At 65.6% G+C, this 17771-nt stretch carries 17 protein-coding genes; 9 read left to right on the plus strand and 8 right to left on the minus strand.

Translation table 11 applies throughout. From position 1 onward, the window contains the following. Nucleotides 1–133: 133 nt before the first annotated feature. The 6 genes from ACLKOZ_RS18880 to ACLKOZ_RS18905 are packed head-to-tail and all read left to right on the plus strand — an operon-like array spanning nucleotide 134 to nucleotide 6574. A complete protein-coding gene (locus ACLKOZ_RS18880; protein WP_436477357.1) occupies nucleotides 134–1630 on the plus strand; it encodes a fumarylacetoacetate hydrolase family protein in 1497 nt (498 codons plus the stop codon). Beyond that, a complete protein-coding gene (locus ACLKOZ_RS18885; RefSeq protein ID WP_436477359.1) occupies nucleotides 1623–2315 on the plus strand; it encodes a GntR family transcriptional regulator in 693 nt (230 codons plus the stop codon). The genes ACLKOZ_RS18880 and ACLKOZ_RS18885 overlap by 8 nt, the downstream gene beginning before the upstream one ends. 43 nt (nucleotides 2316–2358) lie before the next feature. Continuing rightward, nucleotides 2359–3873 (plus strand): 5-carboxymethyl-2-hydroxymuconate semialdehyde dehydrogenase, encoded by a 1515-nt coding sequence (hpaE, locus tag ACLKOZ_RS18890; RefSeq protein ID WP_436477361.1) that lies wholly within the window; start codon nucleotides 2359–2361, stop codon nucleotides 3871–3873. A gap of 29 nt (nucleotides 3874–3902) precedes the next feature. Then, complete coding sequence (gene hpaD / locus ACLKOZ_RS18895) at nucleotides 3903–4985, plus strand: 3,4-dihydroxyphenylacetate 2,3-dioxygenase (protein WP_436477363.1); 1083 nt, start codon at nucleotides 3903–3905, stop codon at nucleotides 4983–4985. 3 nt (nucleotides 4986–4988) lie between these two features. Next, nucleotides 4989–5774: a 2-oxo-hept-4-ene-1,7-dioate hydratase gene (gene hpaH, locus ACLKOZ_RS18900; protein WP_436477365.1), complete on the plus strand. Its 786-nt coding sequence runs from the start codon at nucleotides 4989–4991 to the stop codon at nucleotides 5772–5774. After that, nucleotides 5759–6574, plus strand: a complete 816-nt coding sequence (locus tag ACLKOZ_RS18905; protein WP_436477367.1) for an aldolase/citrate lyase family protein — start codon at nucleotides 5759–5761, stop codon at nucleotides 6572–6574. The genes hpaH and ACLKOZ_RS18905 overlap by 16 nt, the downstream gene beginning before the upstream one ends. 54 nt (nucleotides 6575–6628) lie before the next feature. On the opposite strand, the gene ACLKOZ_RS18910 is transcribed toward ACLKOZ_RS18905, so the two are convergent. The 7 genes from ACLKOZ_RS18910 to ACLKOZ_RS18940 form a co-directional block, all read right to left on the minus strand. Continuing rightward, complete coding sequence (locus ACLKOZ_RS18910; RefSeq protein ID WP_436477432.1) at nucleotides 6629–7000, minus strand: hypothetical protein; 372 nt, start codon at nucleotides 6998–7000, stop codon at nucleotides 6629–6631. 273 nt (nucleotides 7001–7273) lie between these two features. Next, entirely contained in the window at nucleotides 7274–7699 is a 426-nt protein-coding gene (locus ACLKOZ_RS18915; protein ID WP_337347415.1) for a heat shock protein transcriptional repressor HspR, read from the minus strand. Between the two features lie 15 nt (nucleotides 7700–7714). Beyond that, nucleotides 7715–8686 carry a DnaJ C-terminal domain-containing protein gene (locus ACLKOZ_RS18920; RefSeq protein WP_436477369.1) on the minus strand — a complete coding sequence of 324 codons (972 nt, stop codon included), beginning with the start codon at nucleotides 8684–8686 and terminating at the stop codon, nucleotides 7715–7717. Between the two features lie 97 nt (nucleotides 8687–8783). After that, nucleotides 8784–9491, minus strand: coding sequence for a nucleotide exchange factor GrpE (locus ACLKOZ_RS18925; protein ID WP_376046828.1), 708 nt, complete (start codon nucleotides 9489–9491; stop codon nucleotides 8784–8786). A 2-nt stretch (nucleotides 9492–9493) separates the two neighbouring features. Next, the gene (dnaK, locus tag ACLKOZ_RS18930) at nucleotides 9494–11371 is read right to left on the minus strand and encodes a molecular chaperone DnaK (RefSeq protein WP_337347418.1); all 1878 of its coding nucleotides are present in this window, start codon (nucleotides 11369–11371) and stop codon (nucleotides 9494–9496) included. A gap of 221 nt (nucleotides 11372–11592) precedes the next feature. Continuing rightward, nucleotides 11593–11823, minus strand: coding sequence for a hypothetical protein (locus tag ACLKOZ_RS18935; protein WP_337347419.1), 231 nt, complete (start codon nucleotides 11821–11823; stop codon nucleotides 11593–11595). Nucleotides 11824–11944: 121 nt separating this feature from the next. Next, on the minus strand, nucleotides 11945–12676 hold the full coding sequence (locus ACLKOZ_RS18940; protein ID WP_436477372.1) for a TetR/AcrR family transcriptional regulator: 732 nt from the start codon (nucleotides 12674–12676) through the stop codon (nucleotides 11945–11947). A 129-nt stretch (nucleotides 12677–12805) separates the two neighbouring features. Here ACLKOZ_RS18940 and ACLKOZ_RS18945 point away from each other — a divergent pair, with 129 nt between their 5' ends. Then, nucleotides 12806–13735: an NAD-dependent epimerase/dehydratase family protein gene (locus ACLKOZ_RS18945; protein ID WP_436477374.1), complete on the plus strand. Its 930-nt coding sequence runs from the start codon at nucleotides 12806–12808 to the stop codon at nucleotides 13733–13735. A gap of 150 nt (nucleotides 13736–13885) precedes the next feature. Here the strand turns inward: ACLKOZ_RS18945 and ACLKOZ_RS18950 are convergent, their stop codons facing one another. Continuing rightward, entirely contained in the window at nucleotides 13886–16096 is a 2211-nt protein-coding gene (locus ACLKOZ_RS18950; RefSeq protein WP_436477376.1) for an MMPL family transporter, read from the minus strand. Between the two features lie 181 nt (nucleotides 16097–16277). Here ACLKOZ_RS18950 and ACLKOZ_RS18955 point away from each other — a divergent pair, with 181 nt between their 5' ends. Both ACLKOZ_RS18955 and ACLKOZ_RS18960 read left to right on the plus strand, forming a co-directional pair. Continuing rightward, nucleotides 16278–16802, plus strand: coding sequence for a MarR family winged helix-turn-helix transcriptional regulator (locus tag ACLKOZ_RS18955; protein WP_436477378.1), 525 nt, complete (start codon nucleotides 16278–16280; stop codon nucleotides 16800–16802). 109 nt (nucleotides 16803–16911) lie between these two features. Next, a complete protein-coding gene (locus ACLKOZ_RS18960; RefSeq protein WP_436477380.1) occupies nucleotides 16912–17730 on the plus strand; it encodes a methyltransferase domain-containing protein in 819 nt (272 codons plus the stop codon). Nucleotides 17731–17771 lie beyond the last annotated feature (41 nt).

Here is a 17771-nt window from a genome sequence, read left to right on the forward strand (position 1 = left end):
GATCCAGAACTCTACGCCACGTTTGAGGCGCCCGACAAGTGCCAATTCCGGGCGAAGGGAAGGTGTTGACGAATGCGCCGGTCCGGGTCCATAGTGATTCGTATACGATTTCGTACTCGATGAGGAGTAGCTCTTGGACCAGGTCACCGACCACCTCTTGGCCGCGGCCCGCAAGGTCATCGCGGTGCATATCAACTACCCCAGCCGGGCAGCCCAGCGCGGCCGCACGCCGGAACAACCCTCCTACTTCCTGAAGCCGCCGTCGTCCTTGGCCACCGGCTCAGAACAAACCCCTTCCATCGTGGAGCGCCCCGCCGGCTGCGAACTCCTCGGCTACGAAGGCGAGATCGCCCTGGTCATCGGCAAGCCCGCCCGCCGGGTCGGGCTGGAGGACGCCTGGAGCCACGTCGAATGGGTGACGGCCAGCAACGACCTCGGCGTCTACGACCTCCGCTACGCAGACAAGGGCTCCAACCTACGGTCCAAGGGCGGCGACGGCTTCACCCCCGTGGGCCCGGGCCTGATCGCGGCAGACTCGGTGGACCCCGCCGGCCTCCGCGTCCGCACGTGGCATAACGGCGACCTCGTCCAAGATGACACCACGGAAGACCTGCTCTTTCCTTTCGCCCGGCTCGTGGCCGACCTCTCCCAGCTGCTCACCCTCGAAGAGGGCGACATCATCCTGACCGGCACCCCGGCCGGCGCTTCCGTGGCCCAGCCGGGCGACGTCGTCGAGGTTGAAGTCAGCGCCGTTGAAGTCAGCGCCGTCACCAGCGGCCGGCTGGTCACTCGGGTGGCGGAAGGCACGACGGCGTTTGCGGACTTTGGTGCCCGGCCCAAGACCGATGACGTGCAGCGGGAGGAAGCGTACGGTTCGCGGGAAGCGGCGGGCCTTCCGGCAGACGGAACTGCCGCCGTCGGTCCTGCCCTCTCCCCCGAGTTGAAGGCCAAACTGGAGAGCGTCTGCACGGCCACCCTGTCCTCGCAGTTGCGCAAGCGCGGCCTTAACAACGTCAGCATCGACGGCCTGACCTCCACTCGGCCGGAGAAGCGGATCGTAGGCGTGGCCCGGACCCTGCGCTACGTGCCCAACCGCGAGGACCTGTTCAAAACGCACGGCGGCGGCTTCAATGCCCAGAAACGGGCCATCGACTCCGTCAACGAGGGCGAAATCCTGGTCATGGAGGCCCGCGGCGAGAAAGGCACCGGCACCATCGGCGACATCCTGGCCCTCCGAGCCCAGGTCCGCGGAGCCGCGGCCATCATCACCGACGGCGGCGTCCGCGACTTCTCCGCCGTCGCGGCCATGGACATGCCCACCTACTACTCCAACCCCCACCCCGCCGTGCTGGGCCGGCGGCACATCCCGTGGGACACCGACATCACCATCGCCTGCGGCGGCACCACCGTCCAGCCCGGCGACATCATCGTGGCCGATTCGGACGGCATCCTGGTGATCCCGCCGGCCCTCGCCGAGGAACTGGCGGACGACTCCATCGTCCAGGAACGCGAAGAGACGTTCATCGCCGAAATGGTGGAGCAGGGCCACAGCGTGGATGGCCTCTACCCGCTGAACGCTGAATGGCGGACCAAGTATGAGCAATGGGAAACGGACAAAGCCAATGACTGAAATGGCCACCGCAGCGGGCACTTCGTCCGGGAACGGGATTGTCGGCAGCAAGTCCGAGCAGGCCTACCAGGCCGTCAAGACCCGGATTGTGGAGGGCACGTACACCCCCGGGTACCGGCTGGTCCTTGCCAAGATCGCCGAGGACCTCGGCGTCAGCGTGGTCCCGGTCCGCGAAGCCATCCGCCGGCTCGAAGCCGAAGGCCTGGTGAAGTTCGAACGGAACGTTGGCGCCACGGTTTCCGGGATCGACCCCACCGAGTACCTCTACACCATGCAGACCCTGAGCATCGTGGAGGGCGCCGCCACAGCGCTGTCCGCCCCGCTCATCGGAGCGGCGGACATCGCCCGGGCCCGTGCGGTGAACGAGGAAATGCGCGAATGCCTCCAGCACTTTGACCCGATCCGTTTTACCCGGCTCAACCAGGACTTCCACAGCGTCCTGTTCGAACACTGCCCCAACCCCCACATCCTGGACCTGGTCCACCGCGGCTGGAACCGGCTCGCCTCGCTGCGGTCCTCCGTTTTCCGTTTTGTGCCCGGCCGGGCACACAACTCCGTGGACGAACACGAGGCGCTGCTCCGGCTCATCGAAACCGGCGCCGACGCCGACACCATCGAAAAAGCGGCCCGGCTCCACCGCTCCGCCACCCTGGACGCCTACCTCGCCCAGGCCAAAAACCTCTGACCCCTCCCCGGCTAACAGACCGCACAGCAGTAAGGAAACAACAATGACGTTCACTGCCCCGGAAACCAAGACCCACTACATCCCGCAAGACCTCCCCCGCCACATCCAGCACTACATCAACGGCCAGTTCGTTGACTCCGTGGGCGGGAAGACCTTCGATGTCCTGGATCCGGTGTCTAACACCAACTACGCCACTGCCGCGGCGGGCCAGAAGGAAGACATCGACCTCGCCGTCGCCGCTGCCCGCGAAGCGTTCACCAACGGCCCGTGGCCAAAGATGAAGCCCCGCGAACGGGCCCGGATCCTGAACAGGATTGCCGACGCCGTCGAAGCCCAGGAAGAGCGCCTGGCTGAACTGGAAACCTTCGATACCGGCCTTCCCATCACCCAGGCCAAGGGCCAAGCCCTCCGTGCAGCCGAGAACTTCCGGTTCTTCGCGGACCTGATTGTGGCCCAGTTCGACGACGCCATGAAGGTCCCCGGCTCCCAGATCAACTACGTGAACCGCAAGCCCATCGGCGTCGCTGGCCTCATCACGCCGTGGAACACCCCTTTCATGCTGGAGTCCTGGAAGCTCGCCCCGGCATTGGCCACCGGCAACACTGTGGTCCTCAAGCCTGCCGAATTCACCCCGCTGTCGGCTTCGCTGTGGGCCGCGATCTTCAAGGATGCCGGCCTGCCGGACGGCGTGTTCAACCTGGTCAACGGCCTCGGCGAGGAAGCAGGCGACGCGCTGGTCAAGCACCCGGACGTCCCGCTGATCTCCTTCACCGGCGAGACCACTACCGGCCAGACGATCTTCCGCAACGCCGCTGCGAACCTTAAGGGCCTGTCCATGGAGCTCGGCGGCAAGTCACCGTGTGTGGTGTTCGCCGACGCCGACCTGGACGCCGCGATCGACTCCGCCTTGTTCGGGGTGTTCTCCCTGAATGGTGAACGCTGCACCGCGGGCTCCCGGATCCTCGTCGAACGCGCTATCTACGACGAATTCTGCGAGAAGTACGCCGCCCGGGCCAAGAACATCGTGGTGGGCGATCCCCACGATCCCAAGACCCAGGTGGGTGCCCTGGTCCACCCGGAGCACTACGAGAAGGTGGCCTCCTACGTGGAGATCGGCAAGTCCGAAGGCCGGCTCCTCGCCGGCGGCGGACGCCCGGACCACCTGCCCGAGGGCAACTACATCGCCCCCACGGTGTTCGCCGACGTCGCCCCCGACGCGCGGATCTTCCAGGAGGAGATCTTCGGCCCCGTCGTGGCCATCACGCCTTTCGAGAACGACGACGAAGCGCTGGCTCTGGCGAACAACACCAAATACGGCCTGGCGGCCTACATCTGGACCCAAAACCTGACCCGCGCGCACAACTTCTCCCAGAACGTGGAAGCCGGGATGGTGTGGCTGAACAGCCACAACGTTCGCGACCTCCGCACCCCTTTCGGCGGCGTCAAGGCCTCGGGCCTCGGCCACGAGGGCGGCTACCGCTCCATCGACTTCTACACCGACCAGCAGGCCGTGCACATCACGCTCGGCTCCGTCCACACGCCCAAATTCGGCGCCTGAGCCACCCCTTTCAAAGAAGAGAGACCATCATGACGAACTTCGTTCCCACCCCCACGGTCCCGGCTCCGGATATTGTCCGCTGCGCCTACATGGAAATCGTGGTCACCGACCTCGCCAAATCCCGCGAGTTCTACGTGGACCTCCTGGGCCTGCACGTGACTGAGGAAGACGAGAACAACATCTACCTGCGCTCCCTCGAGGAGTTCATCCACCACAACCTGGTGCTCCGCAAGGGACCCATCGCCGCCGTCGCCGCCTTTGCCTACCGGGTGAAGTCCCCCGCCGAGGTGGACGCCGCAGAGGCCTACTACCGCGAGTTGGGCTGCCGGGTGGAGCGCCGCAAGGAAGGCTTCACCAAGGGCGTCGGCGATTCCGTCCGCGTCGAGGACCCGCTGGGCTTCCCCTACGAGTTCTTCTACGACGTGGAGCACGTGGAGCGCCTCACCCAGCGCTATGACCTCTACTCCGCCGGGGAACTGGTCCGCCTGGACCACTTCAACCAGGTCACCCCGGACGTCCCCCGCGGCCGCAAATACCTTGAAGACCTCGGCTTCCGGGTCTCGGAGGACATCCAGGATTCCGACGGGGTCACGTACGCGGCGTGGATGCACCGCAAGCAAACCGTCCACGACACCGCCCTCACCGGAGGCAACGGCCCGCGCATGCACCACGTCGCGTTCGCCACGCACGAAAAGCACAACATCATCCAGATCTGCGACAAGATGGGCGCCCTGCGCATCAGCGACCGGATCGAACGCGGCCCCGGCCGGCACGGGGTGTCCAACGCCTTCTACCTCTACATCCTGGACCCGGACGGCCACCGCATCGAGATCTACACCCAGGACTACTACACCGGCGACCCCGACAACCCCGTCATCACCTGGGACGTCCACGACAACCAGCGCCGCGACTGGTGGGGCAACCCCGTGGTCCCGTCCTGGTACACCGAGGCTTCCTTGGTCCTGGACCTCGACGGCAACCCCCAGCCCGTCGTCGTCCGCGAGGAAAAGTCCGAAATGGCCGTCACCGTGGGCGCCGACGGCTTCTCCTACACCCGCAAGGACGACGCCTCCGGAGACGTCGAAGGGTTCAAGCTCGGGGCGCAGGTCTAGGACATGCTGGACGCGAAGACGATCGAAGCCATCGCCGACGAACTGGTCGAAGCCGGGCGTTCCCGGACTCCGGTGCCCCGGCTGACCGCCCGCTATCCGGAGATGACGGTGGAGGACTCCTATGCCGTGCAGCAGCTCTGGCGGCGGCGGAACGAGGAGGCCGGACGGACGCTCGTGGGCCGGAAGATCGGCCTCACGTCCAAGGCCATGCAGGCCGCCACCGGCATCACCGAACCGGACTACGGCGCGATCTTTGACGACATGGTGCTCGAAACCGGCTGCTCTGTGCAGTGGGATAAGTACACGCACCCGCGTGTGGAGGTGGAGCTCGCCTTTGTCCTGAAGGATGCGCTCAAGGGCCCGGGCTGCACCATCTTCGACGTCCTGAACGCCACCGACTACGTGGTTCCGGCCCTCGAGATCCTGGACTCCCGGATCGAAATGGAGGGCCGGACCATCGTGGACACCATAGCGGACAACGCCGCGATGGGGGCCATGGTGATCGGCGGCAACCCGGTCAAACCCGACGCCGTTGACCTCCGCTGGGTCTCGGCCATCCTGTACAAAAACCAGATCGTGGAAGAGACCGGCGTCGCTGCCGGCGTCCTGGACCACCCCGCCAACGGGGTGCACTGGCTGGCCAACAAGATCGCAGCCCACGGAGACGGCATGAAAGCCGGCGACATCATCCTCGCCGGCTCCTTTACCCGCCCGCTGTGGGTGTACAAAGGCGATACCGTGCACGCCGACTACGGACCCCTGGGGAGCATCACATGCCGCTTCGAGTAGAAGACACCTTCCGCGATGCTTTGCGGAATCAAAAAGGTGAAGCGGGCCGCCCGTTGGCCGGCATGTGGGTGTGCTCCGGCAGTCCGCTGATCGCCGAACTCTGCGCCGGGTCCGGCCTGGACTGGCTCCTGGTGGACGCCGAACACAGCCCCAACGGCCTCGAATCCATCCTCGCCCAGCTCCAGGCCATCCACGGCTACCCGGTCCAGGTGATGGTCCGGCCGCCCGTCAATGACACCGTCCTGATCAAGCAGTACCTGGACCTGGGCGTGCAGAACCTGCTCATCCCCATGGTCAGCTCCGTCGCCGAGGCCGAGGCAGCGGTGGCCGCCACCCGCTACCCGCCCCACGGAGTCCGCGGCGTCGGCTCGGCGCTGGCTAGGGCGGCCCGCTGGAACCGGATCCCGGACTACCTCACCCGGGCGTCCGAAACCATCAGCGTCACCGTCCAGATCGAATCCACCGCCGCCGTTGACGCCGTGGAGAAGATCCTCGCCGTGGAGGGCGTGGACGCCATTTTCCTCGGGCCCTCAGACCTCGCAGCTTCCATGGGCGTGCTGGGACAGCAGGAACACGCCGACGTCCGTGCCGCCGTCGAACACTGCCTCGCCGCCGCCCAGGCTGCCGGTAAACCCGCAGGCGTCAACGCCTTCAACCCCGCCATTGCGCGCAGCTACCTTGCGGCCGGGGCCTCCTTTGTCCTGGTGGGCGCCGACGTCGCCCTCCTGGCCCGCGGCTCCGAAGCACTCGCCGCCGAGTTCATCAAGCCAGCCGGCGGAGGCTCCCCCATCAGCTATTAATGACCCTGCTGGGTGGAGGCGTCCAACGCCGGCACGTTTGACGTCCAGGATCCCCTAGCCCATCGCGGGGGCCGCCGACGTGCGGGAGCTGAACTGGCGGCGGGCCCAGCGGGCGAGCTTCTTGCCCTTGCCCTTCCACCAGTTGTCTTCGTCGGTATCGTGGTGGAGCCGGAAAATGATCATCACCATCACGAACATGGACATCGCTACGTCCATCCAGGACCAGGTCACAGCGCCGATCAGGACGCCCGACCCCGTGGAAAGAATCGACGGAATGGCCAGCGTCCTGAAGACTGTGGAGGCAACATAGCGTCGGTGTGACCTCGGTACAGACATCTCCCGCACCATGTCGAAGCAGACACAAACCACCACTACCACCTGCCCGATGGCCAGCAGGATCTGCCCCGGCACTGACCCGGCGAACATGATGAATGAGGAACCGAACACTCGAATGCACCCCCAGAAGGCTTGAAAACCGCGCTGTGAGACTCAGCTGCAGGTTCCATTCAAGCCAGTGGCACGCACCCCGTCACGAGTAGTGGGTACTCGAATTGGTCGCTGATCCTCGCCGGAATTACTCGCCCGGAGGCGCGTCGCTGCTGAAACAGCCCAGTTTTGGCCGGCTTGCCCGGAAACCACAGGGGGTTGCTGTGCGCCAGGGCTTCAAAGCTGGGCTGTTTCAGCGTTCGCCAGGAGGGATTAGTTGCCCAAGGCTCGCGGCCGCCAAACCACCACGGCCTGCGACCTTGCACGGGGGCGCTGGCCACGGGCGAGGCTCACTACGTCGCCGGCCGCGCCGGCCGCGAAGATCCTTGAGTCCAGGGGATCACGACGGCGGCCCAGTTCCTCGGTCAGTTCAGTCACCCTGCGCTGCAGTGCGGCCACCTGGTTCTCCAGTTCAAGGATCCGCTTGATGCCTTCGAGCGAGACCCCTTCGTGCGAGAGCCGCTGGACCTCGCGGAGCATGTTGACGTCCCGCTGCGAATAGCGGCGCGACTTACCTGGAGCCCTGCTGGGTGAAACGATCCCGAGCCGGTCGTACTGCCGCAGCGTCTGCGGGTGCATGTCCGCAAGTTCGGCCGCCACCGAGATCACGAAGATCGGCTGGTCAGCATTGATGTCCACGGCTTCGCTCCGCTGCTAGAGCCGGGCCTTGGCGGCGAGGCCCTGCCGGACATCGGCGTCGGCCGTGGCTTCGGCGAACGCCTTCACCGCGGCCTCCGCCTCTTTGTTCAGGTTCTTGGGAACCGCGACGTCGATGGTCACCAGGAGGTCGCCAGTAGCCTTGGACGTCTTGACGCCCCGGCCCTTGACCCGGAGGGTGCGGCCGGACGGGGTGCCGGCCGGAACGCGGACCTTCACCTTTTCGCCGTCGATGGTGGGAACCTCAATGTCGGCGCCCAGGGCAGCTTCCGGGAAGGTGACCGGTACGTGGATGCGGAGGTTGTCGCCGTCTCGCGTGTAGAAATCGTGGGGCCTGACCGAGACGGCCACCATGAGGTCGCCGTTGCCGGCCGGGCCGGGCTGGCCCTTCCCCCGGACGCGGACTTTCTGGCCGTCCTTGATACCGGCGGGAACGCGGACGTCAATGACTTCGCCGTTGGGCTCCCGCAGGCCGATGGTCGTGCCGCGGATGGACCCGGCAAAGGAGATGCTGGTGGTGGCGGTGCGGTCGGCACCCTTGGCTGGCGGGCGCTGGAAGCCGGGCTGGCCACCGAAGCCACCGCCGAACAGGTCGGCGAACTCGGGCGGAATGCCGCCGGAGGTACTGAACCCGCCGGCGTGGCGACCCGCGTTGCCGGTGAACAGGCCACCGAACATGTCCTCGAAGCCACCATTGGCCGCGCCGGCGCCGCCCGGGGCGAACCTGGCCCCGCCGCCCATCGCACGGATGGCGTCGTACTGTTGGCGCTCGTCCGGATCCGAGAGCACCGAATAGGCCTCGGAGATGTCCTTGAACTTCTTCTCCGACGCAGAGTCCCCCGAGTTGGTGTCCGGGTGGTGCTGGCGGGCAAGTTTCCGGTAGGCCTTCTTGATGTCGGCGTCGGAAGCGTCCTTGGCGATACCAAGGATCGCGTAAAAGTCCTTGTCCACCCAATCTTGGCTAGCCAATGGCGTTTCCTTTCAAAAATCTGTGCCGAGATGACAGTTCGCGCCAATGTTCTGTCGAATCACTGCCGCGAACTGTCATCTCGATATGGGGCTAATGCTACGCAGGGACTGCCACAATTACCTGCGCTGCGCGGAGGACGCGTTCGCCTGACTTGTAGCCGGAGCGGAGCACCTGGCTGACGGTGTCAACGTCGATGTCATCGCCCGGCTGCTGGATGAGGGCCTCGTGGATCGTGGGATCGAACTCCACGCCGGTCTCATCGATGCGGACCAGGCCGTACGTCTTCAGCGCGTTCTCCAGCTTGGTGGCGATCGCGGCGAACGGGCCGTCGGCCAGGTCACCATGCTGGCGGGCAGCATCGACGTCGTCCAGCACCGGAAGCAGGGAGTTCAGGACGCCGATGACGGCCATCTCCCCTGCCACGGCGCGGTCGCGTTCGACGCGCTTGCGGTAGTTGACGTACTCAGCCTGGAGGCGGAGGAGGTCGTTCTTCAGCTCAGCCGCTTCAGCTGACGAGCCCCCAGGAACGCCCTGGGCCACGGATTCCTCGGCAGGCACCTCAACGCCGTTGAGGATTTCCTCGGCCTGGGCCAGGGCGTCGCCGTCGGTGTCCGCCGGCTCGGCGGCAGGGGAACCAGCCTTGGCGGCTGCTTCCCCTTCCGGGTGCCGGGCCTGCCCGGTCACCGGGTCAACCTTGCGGTTGTCCCGGATGACCGGTTCCTGGTGGCCGTTACCGTTCTGCCCCGCGCTGCGGTCGTGGCCTGATGAAGAGTTGTGCTCTTCCTCGTTACCGTGGTGCGGCATGGCTACTTCTTCGCTTCGTCTTCGTCGACAATCTCGGCGTCGACGATGTCTTCATCCGCAGCCTTGTCACCGGCAGGGGCGCCCGTAGCGCCTTCGGCACCTGCGGCACCGGTGGCGCCGTCGGGGGAACCGGCCTGGGCGTAGATGGCCTCGCCGAGCTTCGTCTGGGAAGCCTGCAGCTTCTCGAACGCGGTCTTCACGGCGGCGTCATCCGTGCCTTCGAGGGCCTTCTTGAGGGCGTCGACGTCGGCCTGGACCTCGGTCTTAACCTCTTCAGGCAGCTTGTCGGCGTTGTCGGCGATCAGCTTGTCTACGGAGTAGGCCAGCTGCTCAGCCGTGTTGCGGGTGTCGGTCGCCTCGCGGCGGGCCTTGTCCTCGGCTGCGTGCTCCTCGGCGTCCTTGACCATACGGTCGATGTCTTCCTTGGAGAGGCTGGAACCGCCCGTGATGGTCATGGACTGTTCCTTGCCGGTGCCCTTGTCCTTCGCGGAGACGTGGACGATGCCGTTGGCGTCGATGTCGAAGGTGACCTCAACCTGCGGGACGCCGCGCGGAGCCGGCGCGATGCCGGTCAGCTCGAACGTGCCCAGCGGCTTGTTGTCGCGGGTGAACTCGCGCTCGCCCTGGAAGACCTGGATCGCCACGGACGGCTGGTTGTCGTCAGCGGTGGTGAAGGTCTCGGACCGCTTGGTGGGGATGGCGGTGTTGCGCTCGATCAGGTGCGTCATGACGCCACCCTTGGTTTCGATGCCGAGGGACAGCGGGGTGACGTCGATCAGCAGGACGTCCTTGCGCTCGCCCTTCAGCACGCCGGCCTGGAGTGCTGCGCCAACGGCCACAACCTCATCCGGGTTGACGCCCTTGTTGGGTTCCTTGCCGCCGGCGAGTTCCTTGACGAGGTCGTACACGGCGGGCATACGGGTGGAGCCACCAACGAGCACGATGTGGTTGATGTCGGAGAGTTTGATGCCGGCTTCCTTGATGACATCGTGGAACGGCTTCTTGGTGCGTTCCAGCAGGTCCTTGGTGAGGTCCTGGAACTTGGCGCGGGTCAGCTGCTCGTCCAGGTGGACCGGGCCGTCGGGGGTGACGGACAGGTACTGGAGCGAGACGTTGGTGCTGGTGGAGGAGGAGAGTTCCTTCTTGGCCTGCTCGGATGCCTCACGAAGGCGCTGGAGGGCGATCTTGTCCTTGGAGAGGTCGATGCCCTTGACCTTGAGCTGGTTCAGCAGGTAGTCCACGACGCGCTGGTCCCAGTCGTCGCCGCCGAGGCGGTTGTCACCGGCGGTGGAGCGGACCTGGATGGTGGAGAAGTTGTCTTCGTCCTTGCCAACTTCGAGCAGGGAGACGTCGAACGTACCGCCACCGAGGTCGAAGACCAGGATGAGTTCGTCTTCCTTGCCCTTGTCCAGGCCGTAGGCGAGTGCTGCAGCGGTGGGCTCGTTGACGATGCGCAGGACGTTCAGGCCGGCAATCTCGCCGGCTTCCTTGGTGGCCTGGCGTTCGGCGTCGTTGAAGTACGCGGGAACGGTGACCACTGCGTCGGTGACCTTTTCACCCAGGTAGGCCTCGGCGTCGTTCTTCAGCTTCATGAGGATACGCGCGGAGATTTCCTGCGGGGTGTACTTCTTGTCGTCAATGGCGACGCTCCAGTCAGTGCCCATGTGGCGCTTGACGGAGGTGATGGTGCGGTCGATGTTGTTGACGGCCTGGCGCTTGGCGATTTCGCCGACCAGGACTTCGCCGGACTTGGAGAATGCAACGACCGACGGCGTGGTGCGGCCACCCTCGGCGTTGGCAATAACGGTGGGCTCGCCACCTTCGAGAACGGAGACGACGGAGTTGGTGGTTCCGAGGTCGATACCTACTGCACGTGACATGTGTTGCTTCCTTCTTTCCTTGGAAACTTGCTGGCGCCCCGGGATTGAGCGTTCTACACTCAACTTTACTCCGGGCGCTACCGATGTCAATCCAACTTGAGCGAAGTACGCTCAACTTTGGATGCGGTTGCAGGCACAGAGCCGCGTTTTCCGCGTCTTTGCAAGCATTAAGCCCGACGGCGGCGGCTCACCGTTTCGCTATAGGAGAACCTTGAGGAGGCCTACCGAGAGTTCGGATCGCCGTGCAGGGGACCCCGCTCCTCGTCCGTGGTGTTGACCTGGCCATCGATAAGCTCCTCGCGAATGGCATCCGCCGGGTCGTCGGCAGGGGCTTCCACGCTGCCAACGTCCCCATAGTCCCCCTCCGCGTACTGCCCGCCCTCGCCCTCCATCCCCGGGGCTGAACTACCTTTCCGGGACTCCTCCCCGGGGATTTCCTGGTTCTCGGTCATGGCGCACCTCTCCTTTGAGTTCCGCGTCCAGGCGGGCGCATTTTGGAGTCTACCCAGCGGCCCGCCGGCAAAACAGGGTGGTTAATTGGCGTCGCCTGGCGCCTGCCGGAGTCGCAGCCCGTCAGGCTTCGAGCCCCACCAGCTTGGCCAGCACGGCCAGATGATGCTCAAAGAGTTCATCACGCGCATTGAAGGTGTCCGCTCCGTACTGGCCAAAAACCTCGAAGCTCACCGTTCCAAAGAGTGACGTCCACACGAGGGCACCGTTCGCCAGCAGCCCCTCCGGGACGGCAAGCCCCAGTTCGTTTCGGATGGCTTCCAGGTCAGCGGACAAAGCGGAAGGCACGACGGCGGTGGGCGCCGCCGTCGTCAGCCCACCCGCGCGGTAGGCGGCATCGAGAATGCCGATCAGGCTGTAAACCACGCGGGTTCCAGGCGTGGTGGTTCGCCCGGCCGGTGCCTGGTAACCGGGCACCGGACTGCCGAACAGCAGCCCGTAGCGGGCCGGCTCACGCAACGCCCAGTCCCGGACGGCCCGGCCCAGGGCCTTGAAGCGCCCGGCATGGTCCTGCGGGAGCACCGCTTCCACCGCCATATCGACGGCGTCGCCAAGGTCATCGTAGGCATCCACCAGCAGGAGGGTGAGGAGTTCGTCGCGGTTGGCCACGTAGCGGTAGACGGCAGAGGAGACCACGCCCAGGTCCCTGGCGACGGCGCGCAGGGACAGTGCTGCCGCACCATGGCTGGCCAGATGCTCCCTGCCCAGCCGGACAATGTCCGCAACAGTCTGGGCCCGCGCGCGTTCCCGCGGCGTCCTGGGCATGGTTTGCATCTCTGCTGCAGCGTCACTCATGGATCCAAGCATCGCACAAGGCAGAGCACTGTCAACAAATGAGAGCACCGCTCTTGACAAGGCGTGCCGAGTGGATGCAGGCTTATGCGAGAGCAGTGCTCTCAAAGCCCATACCTTGAAGGAGAAGTCATGAGCAATATCTACGTTGTCACCGGAGCCGGCCCCGTAGGCTGGACGGTGGCTGAACAGCTCGCCGAGCAGGGGAAGAAGGTCAGGATCCTTACCCGCTCGGGCACGGGACCTGAGCATCCCCTCGTGGAGCGCGTCAAGGCAGATGTCCAGGATGCCGCACAGGTGCAGGGCGCCTTTGCGGGTGCCGTCGCCGTCTTTCATTGCGTTCACGGCTCTTCTTACACCGTTGACGCGTGGCAAGCCGAACTGCCCCGGGCCGAGCAAACGGTGCTTGCGGCGGCAGGCGAAGCGGGCGCCGTCGTCGTCTTTCCCGAAAGCCTCTACTCGTACAGCGAACCCGGGCGCCCTATGACCGAGGCAGGTCCGCGGACCGCCCAAGGCGGCAAGCGAGGCGTGCGGACGCAACTGTTGAAGGCGCGGGATGCCTCACCAACGAACACCGTCAGTGTAGTGGCCGGCGACTTTTTCGGACCGCGCGTCAGGACCTCCCACGCCGGTGAGCGAATGGTCCCCGCTGTTCTGGCGGGCAAGAGGATTTGGGTGATCGGGAGCACCAGCCAGCCCCATTCGTTCACCTACGTCCCGGATCTGGCCGCGGCGATGATCCATGCCGCGCAGACGCCTTTGCTGTGGAACCAGGTGTGGCACGCCCCCACCTTGGAGGCAGTCACTCAGCGGCAACTGGCGACGGCCTTCACCGAGGCCGGCGGAGTGGAATCACCGAAGATGGTGGCGGTGCCGGGCTGGGCGCTCCGTGCTCTCGGGGCCTTCTCGAAGGATGTCCGCGAACTCGCCGAGATGCTCTACCAGTTCGAGAAGCCGTTCGTGATGGATTCGACGCCGAGCCAAACGGCCCTGGGCCTTCGCCCCACGCCACTTCCGGAGGCGGCCGCGGCCACGGTGGCCTGGTGGCGCGCGCAGAGGTGAAGTCCCAAACGCCTCCGGGCTCACGCACAGCATGCTTTCGGACCAGCCGGAGCGGCGCGGCCGCGGAAATCCGGGGCCGCGGAAATCGCACCAACCTGAAACCGTGCCCGGCGTGACGCACCGGGCCGGCCGCAACGCGCCCCTGCAGTCCTAACGGCGACCGGCGCCCTCGGGCTCCAGGGCGTCACTGCCACGCAGGCCGGCCGCGTCCAGTTCCGGCTTACCCAGCCTGGACGGCCAACAGATGCGTGGACCGATGTCGTACGCCAGCGCCGGAACCAACAGCGAGCGCACCAGGACCGTGTCCAGGAGGACGCCGAAGGCCACAATGAACGCCAGTTGCACGAGGAACATGATGGGGATGACCCCCAGGGCAGCAAACGTTGCAGCGAGCACCACACCAGCCGAGGTGATCACTCCTCCGGTCACGCCAAGCCCGCGCAGGATGCCCGGCCGGGTCCCATGCTTAAGGGACTCCTCCCGCACGCGGCTCATCAGGAAGATGTTGTAATCCACGCCCAGGGCCACCAGGAACACAAAGCCGAACAGCGGCACGGTGGCGTCAGCGCCCGGGAAGCCCAGCAGGTTATTGAACACCAGGGCCGACACGCCCATGGCGGCCCCATAGGACAGGACCACGGAGAGCACCAGCAGGACCGGCGCCAGTACCGAGCGGAGAAGCAGCATCAGGATGAACAGGATGACCACCAGCACGATGGGGATGATGATCACGAGGTCGCGCTGGGCGGTGGTGTTCGTGTCCAGGGCGGTGGCCGTCACGCCACCCACCAGGGCGCCGGCGTCGACCGTTTTTACGTCCTCGCGCAATACCTTGACGGCTTCCTCGGCCTCGATGGAATCGGCCGCGTAGTTCAGCGTGGCGTTGATCAGCACCTTCCCGTCGCGGACATCCGGCTCGCTGGGAGTGCCCGGGACACCTGGCTGGCCGGAAAGGATCGGCACGCTTCCTTCAGCCAGGAGGTAGGCATCCCCCACGCCGTTGGCTGCCTTCACCTTCTCCAGCACCTCGTCAGCCCTGCGTTCGTCCGCCACCACGACGGCGGGGCTGCCGCTGCCGGCGTCGAAATGGCGCGCCAGCGCGTCCTGGCCGTCCACCGCGTTGGAGGCTGACAGGATGACGTCCGTTTGGGGCACGCCGTTGGCCTTCAGCTGCAGCACTCCGGCCGAAGCCACCAGCAGCAGCATGACTGATGCGATCCAGACCGTCCGTGGGCGCCGCGACACCAGCGAACCAGTGGCCCGCCAAATACCCTTCTGCCCCTCCAAGCCGGTGACCAGGGCAGGCTCGCGCTCGCCGGCCGGGACCAGCTTGGGACGGAACGGCCAGAATGCGGCCCTGCCCAGGAGGGCCATCATTGCGGGCAGCAGGGTCAGGGCGGCGAAGAGTGAGCAGAGGATGCCAGCCGCGGCCACGGGACCAAGTGCCTTGTTGGAATTCAGGTCCGAGAAGAGCAGGCAGAGCAGTGCGATGATCACGGTGGCGCCGGAGGCCAGGATCGGTTCGAAGGACGCTTTCCAGGCGGTCAGGACGGCGGCAGTCCTGTTGGTGGTGTGGGTCAGCGCTTCCCGGAAACGTGCCACGTAGAGCAGGGCGTAATCGGTGGCGGCGCCGATCACCAGGATGGACAGGATGCCCTGGCTTTGGCCGTTGAGCTGGATCCAGCCGAGCTTTGCCATGCCAAACACCAGCAGGATGGCGGCGCACAGGGCGAAGACGGAGGTCAGCAGCACTGCGACGGGGAGGAGGAGCGAACGGTAGACGATCAGCAGGATGACAAAGACAGCCCCCAGTGCCACCAGCAGCAGGATGCCGTCAATGCCAGCGAAAGCACTGACCAGGTCGGCGGTCAGCCCAGCTGGCCCCGTGACGAAAGTATGCATGCCCTCAGGCGCGGCGTCCGCGAGGAAGTCCCGCAGCTCCTGAACCGATTCCTTGACCTCGTCGGAGGACCCGATCGGGGCGATGAACTGCACGGCCTCCCCATCCTCCGACGGGATGGGCCCGATCACGGCACTGCCCAGCTCCAACTTCTCCAGCCCGGTCTTCAGGGACGCCAGCTGGCCAAGTTCGGCGGGGCTGATGGCGCCGCCGTTCTCGATGACGATGACCGCCGGGATCTCGTCCGAGTCGCGGAACTTCGCTTGCCAGTCCTGCGCGGCGGTGGCCTCGGCACCGGCGGGAAGGAAGGAGGCCTGGTCATTCGAGGAGACTTCGTCGAGCCGGCCGAACGTGGGACCGCCCACTCCGGCGATGGCCAGCCACGTGAGCACCAGGAGCACCGGGATGAGCCAGCGCAGCCAGAACGGGACCCGCGCACTGTGTTGGGGACTGGATTTCATGATTCCTTCTGGGCTGGGGGACGGAAGAGTACAATTGATTCCATCATAGAGTATCTCCACCATGGAGAGATATAGGATTGGAGATATAGACCCAGGGAAGTTCTCCGGCGGACTCCGCTCATCGGGCTGCGCTGCAGTAATATCCGTCAGGGCATCAAGCGGCGAGCGAAGGAGGCGGAACATGGCAGACGAAGCATTCCAGCGCCCCACAAATGCGGGCCCCCAGTCACTGGTTCGCCTGCTTCAGGACTTCACCCTTGAGGCCAACCGCTATGTGGATACGGCGGGCGGACGGAACGACATGCATCGAACGGACCTCAACGCCCTCGCCGTCATCATGCGCCACACTGCAAAGGGCACCGTGGTCACCCCCGGCATCCTCCGCAAGGAACTCAACCTGAGTTCACCGGCAACCACCGCGCTGATCGACCGGCTGGACCAGTCCGGACACGTCGTCCGGGAACGGCTCGGCTCAGACCGGCGGCAGGTCCAGCTCCGCATGACGCCCAAGGCGTTCCAGGACGGCGGAGCCATGTTCATGCCGCTCTCGCGCCACATGGGCACGGCCATGGCCGGGTTCTCGCCCGAAGAGCTGGAGCTCGTGACCCGTTTTATGACCGCGATGGTGGAGGCCACTATCGCCGCCCGCCAGGAAGCGTCCAACGGCGGCCCGGCCCAGTCTCCCCCGCCTCGCCCAACTAAGTAGCAGCAGATGTCGTTATGAGAGCTCAAAACGACATCTATTGCTACTTAGTTGGGTGAAGGCACGACGGCGGCTCCTCCCATTCGAGCTACCGCGGCGGTAGCGTTTGGTTATGAGTGCGCAGCAGCCTGAAGACGACGTGTACACCCACGGCCACCACGAGTCGGTGGTCCGCGCCCATGCGTCCAGGACGGCGGAAAATTCCGCGGCCTTTGTCCTTCCGCACCTCACCCCCGGAACTTCAGTGCTCGACGTCGGGTGCGGCCCCGGGAGCATCACCTGCGACTTCGCGGAGCTGGTGGCACCCGGAAAGGTCACTGGCCTGGACCGGGCGCCGGACATCATCACCCAGGCTTCGGCGCTGGCCGCTGAACGCGGGGTGGCAAATGTGGAGTTCCTGGCCGGGAACATCTACGACCTCGATTTCGAGGACGAGACGTTCGACGTCGTTCACGCCCACCAGGTGCTGCAGCACCTTACCGACCCCGTGGAGGCCCTGCGCGAAATGCGCCGGGTCGCCAAGCCTGGCGGGATCGTTGCAGTGCGCGACGCCGACTTCCACGGCATGAGCTGGTACCCCGCTTTCCCGGAACTGGACGAATGGATGGAGCTGTACCAACGCATCGCCCGCCGCAACGGGGCCGAGCCCGACGCCGGACGCCGGCTGGTTTCGTGGGCGCAGTCCGCCGGCTTCACCGATGTTGCGCCCACCAGCAGCAACTGGCTCTACGCCACCGGGCAGCAGCGAAGGTGGCAGGCCCGCGTCTGGGGCGAGCGGGTGCTGCATTCAGCGTTCGCGGAACAGGCCTTGGAGTATGGGTTTGCCAATGCCGCTGACCTGGCGCGCATTTCGGCGGGCTGGCACCGCTGGGGATCCACCGACGACGGCTGGTTCCTGATCCCGAACGGCGAGGTCATCGCCCGGGCGTAGGACCATGGGCTGTCGTTGTCCACATACGGCTCTTAACCTGT

The sequence above is a fragment of the Arthrobacter sp. R4 genome (assembly GCF_051365025.1).
In the GTDB taxonomy this organism is placed as follows: domain Bacteria; phylum Actinomycetota; class Actinomycetes; order Actinomycetales; family Micrococcaceae; genus Arthrobacter.

Excerpts from the sequence above, each read along its gene's own strand:
- ACLKOZ_RS18885 (WP_436477359.1), top strand. The coding sequence starts at position 1,623 with ATGACTGAAATGGCCACCGCAGCGGGCACTTCGTCCGGGAACGGGATT.
- hpaE (WP_436477361.1), top strand. The coding sequence starts at position 2,359 with ATGACGTTCACTGCCCCGGAAACCAAGACCCACTACATCCCGCAAGAC.
- hpaD (WP_436477363.1), top strand. The coding sequence starts at position 3,903 with ATGACGAACTTCGTTCCCACCCCCACGGTCCCGGCTCCGGATATTGTC.
- hpaH (WP_436477365.1), top strand. The coding sequence starts at position 4,989 with ATGCTGGACGCGAAGACGATCGAAGCCATCGCCGACGAACTGGTCGAA.
- ACLKOZ_RS18905 (WP_436477367.1), top strand. The coding sequence starts at position 5,759 with ATGCCGCTTCGAGTAGAAGACACCTTCCGCGATGCTTTGCGGAATCAA.
- ACLKOZ_RS18910 (WP_436477432.1), bottom strand. The coding sequence starts at position 7,000 with ATGTTCGCCGGGTCAGTGCCGGGGCAGATCCTGCTGGCCATCGGGCAG.
- ACLKOZ_RS18925 (WP_376046828.1), bottom strand. The coding sequence starts at position 9,491 with ATGCCGCACCACGGTAACGAGGAAGAGCACAACTCTTCATCAGGCCAC.
- dnaK (WP_337347418.1), bottom strand. The coding sequence starts at position 11,371 with ATGTCACGTGCAGTAGGTATCGACCTCGGAACCACCAACTCCGTCGTC.
- ACLKOZ_RS18935 (WP_337347419.1), bottom strand. The coding sequence starts at position 11,823 with ATGACCGAGAACCAGGAAATCCCCGGGGAGGAGTCCCGGAAAGGTAGT.
- ACLKOZ_RS18940 (WP_436477372.1), bottom strand. The coding sequence starts at position 12,676 with ATGAGTGACGCTGCAGCAGAGATGCAAACCATGCCCAGGACGCCGCGG.
- ACLKOZ_RS18945 (WP_436477374.1), top strand. The coding sequence starts at position 12,806 with ATGAGCAATATCTACGTTGTCACCGGAGCCGGCCCCGTAGGCTGGACG.
- ACLKOZ_RS18950 (WP_436477376.1), bottom strand. The coding sequence starts at position 16,096 with ATGAAATCCAGTCCCCAACACAGTGCGCGGGTCCCGTTCTGGCTGCGC.
- ACLKOZ_RS18955 (WP_436477378.1), top strand. The coding sequence starts at position 16,278 with ATGGCAGACGAAGCATTCCAGCGCCCCACAAATGCGGGCCCCCAGTCA.
- ACLKOZ_RS18960 (WP_436477380.1), top strand. The coding sequence starts at position 16,912 with ATGAGTGCGCAGCAGCCTGAAGACGACGTGTACACCCACGGCCACCAC.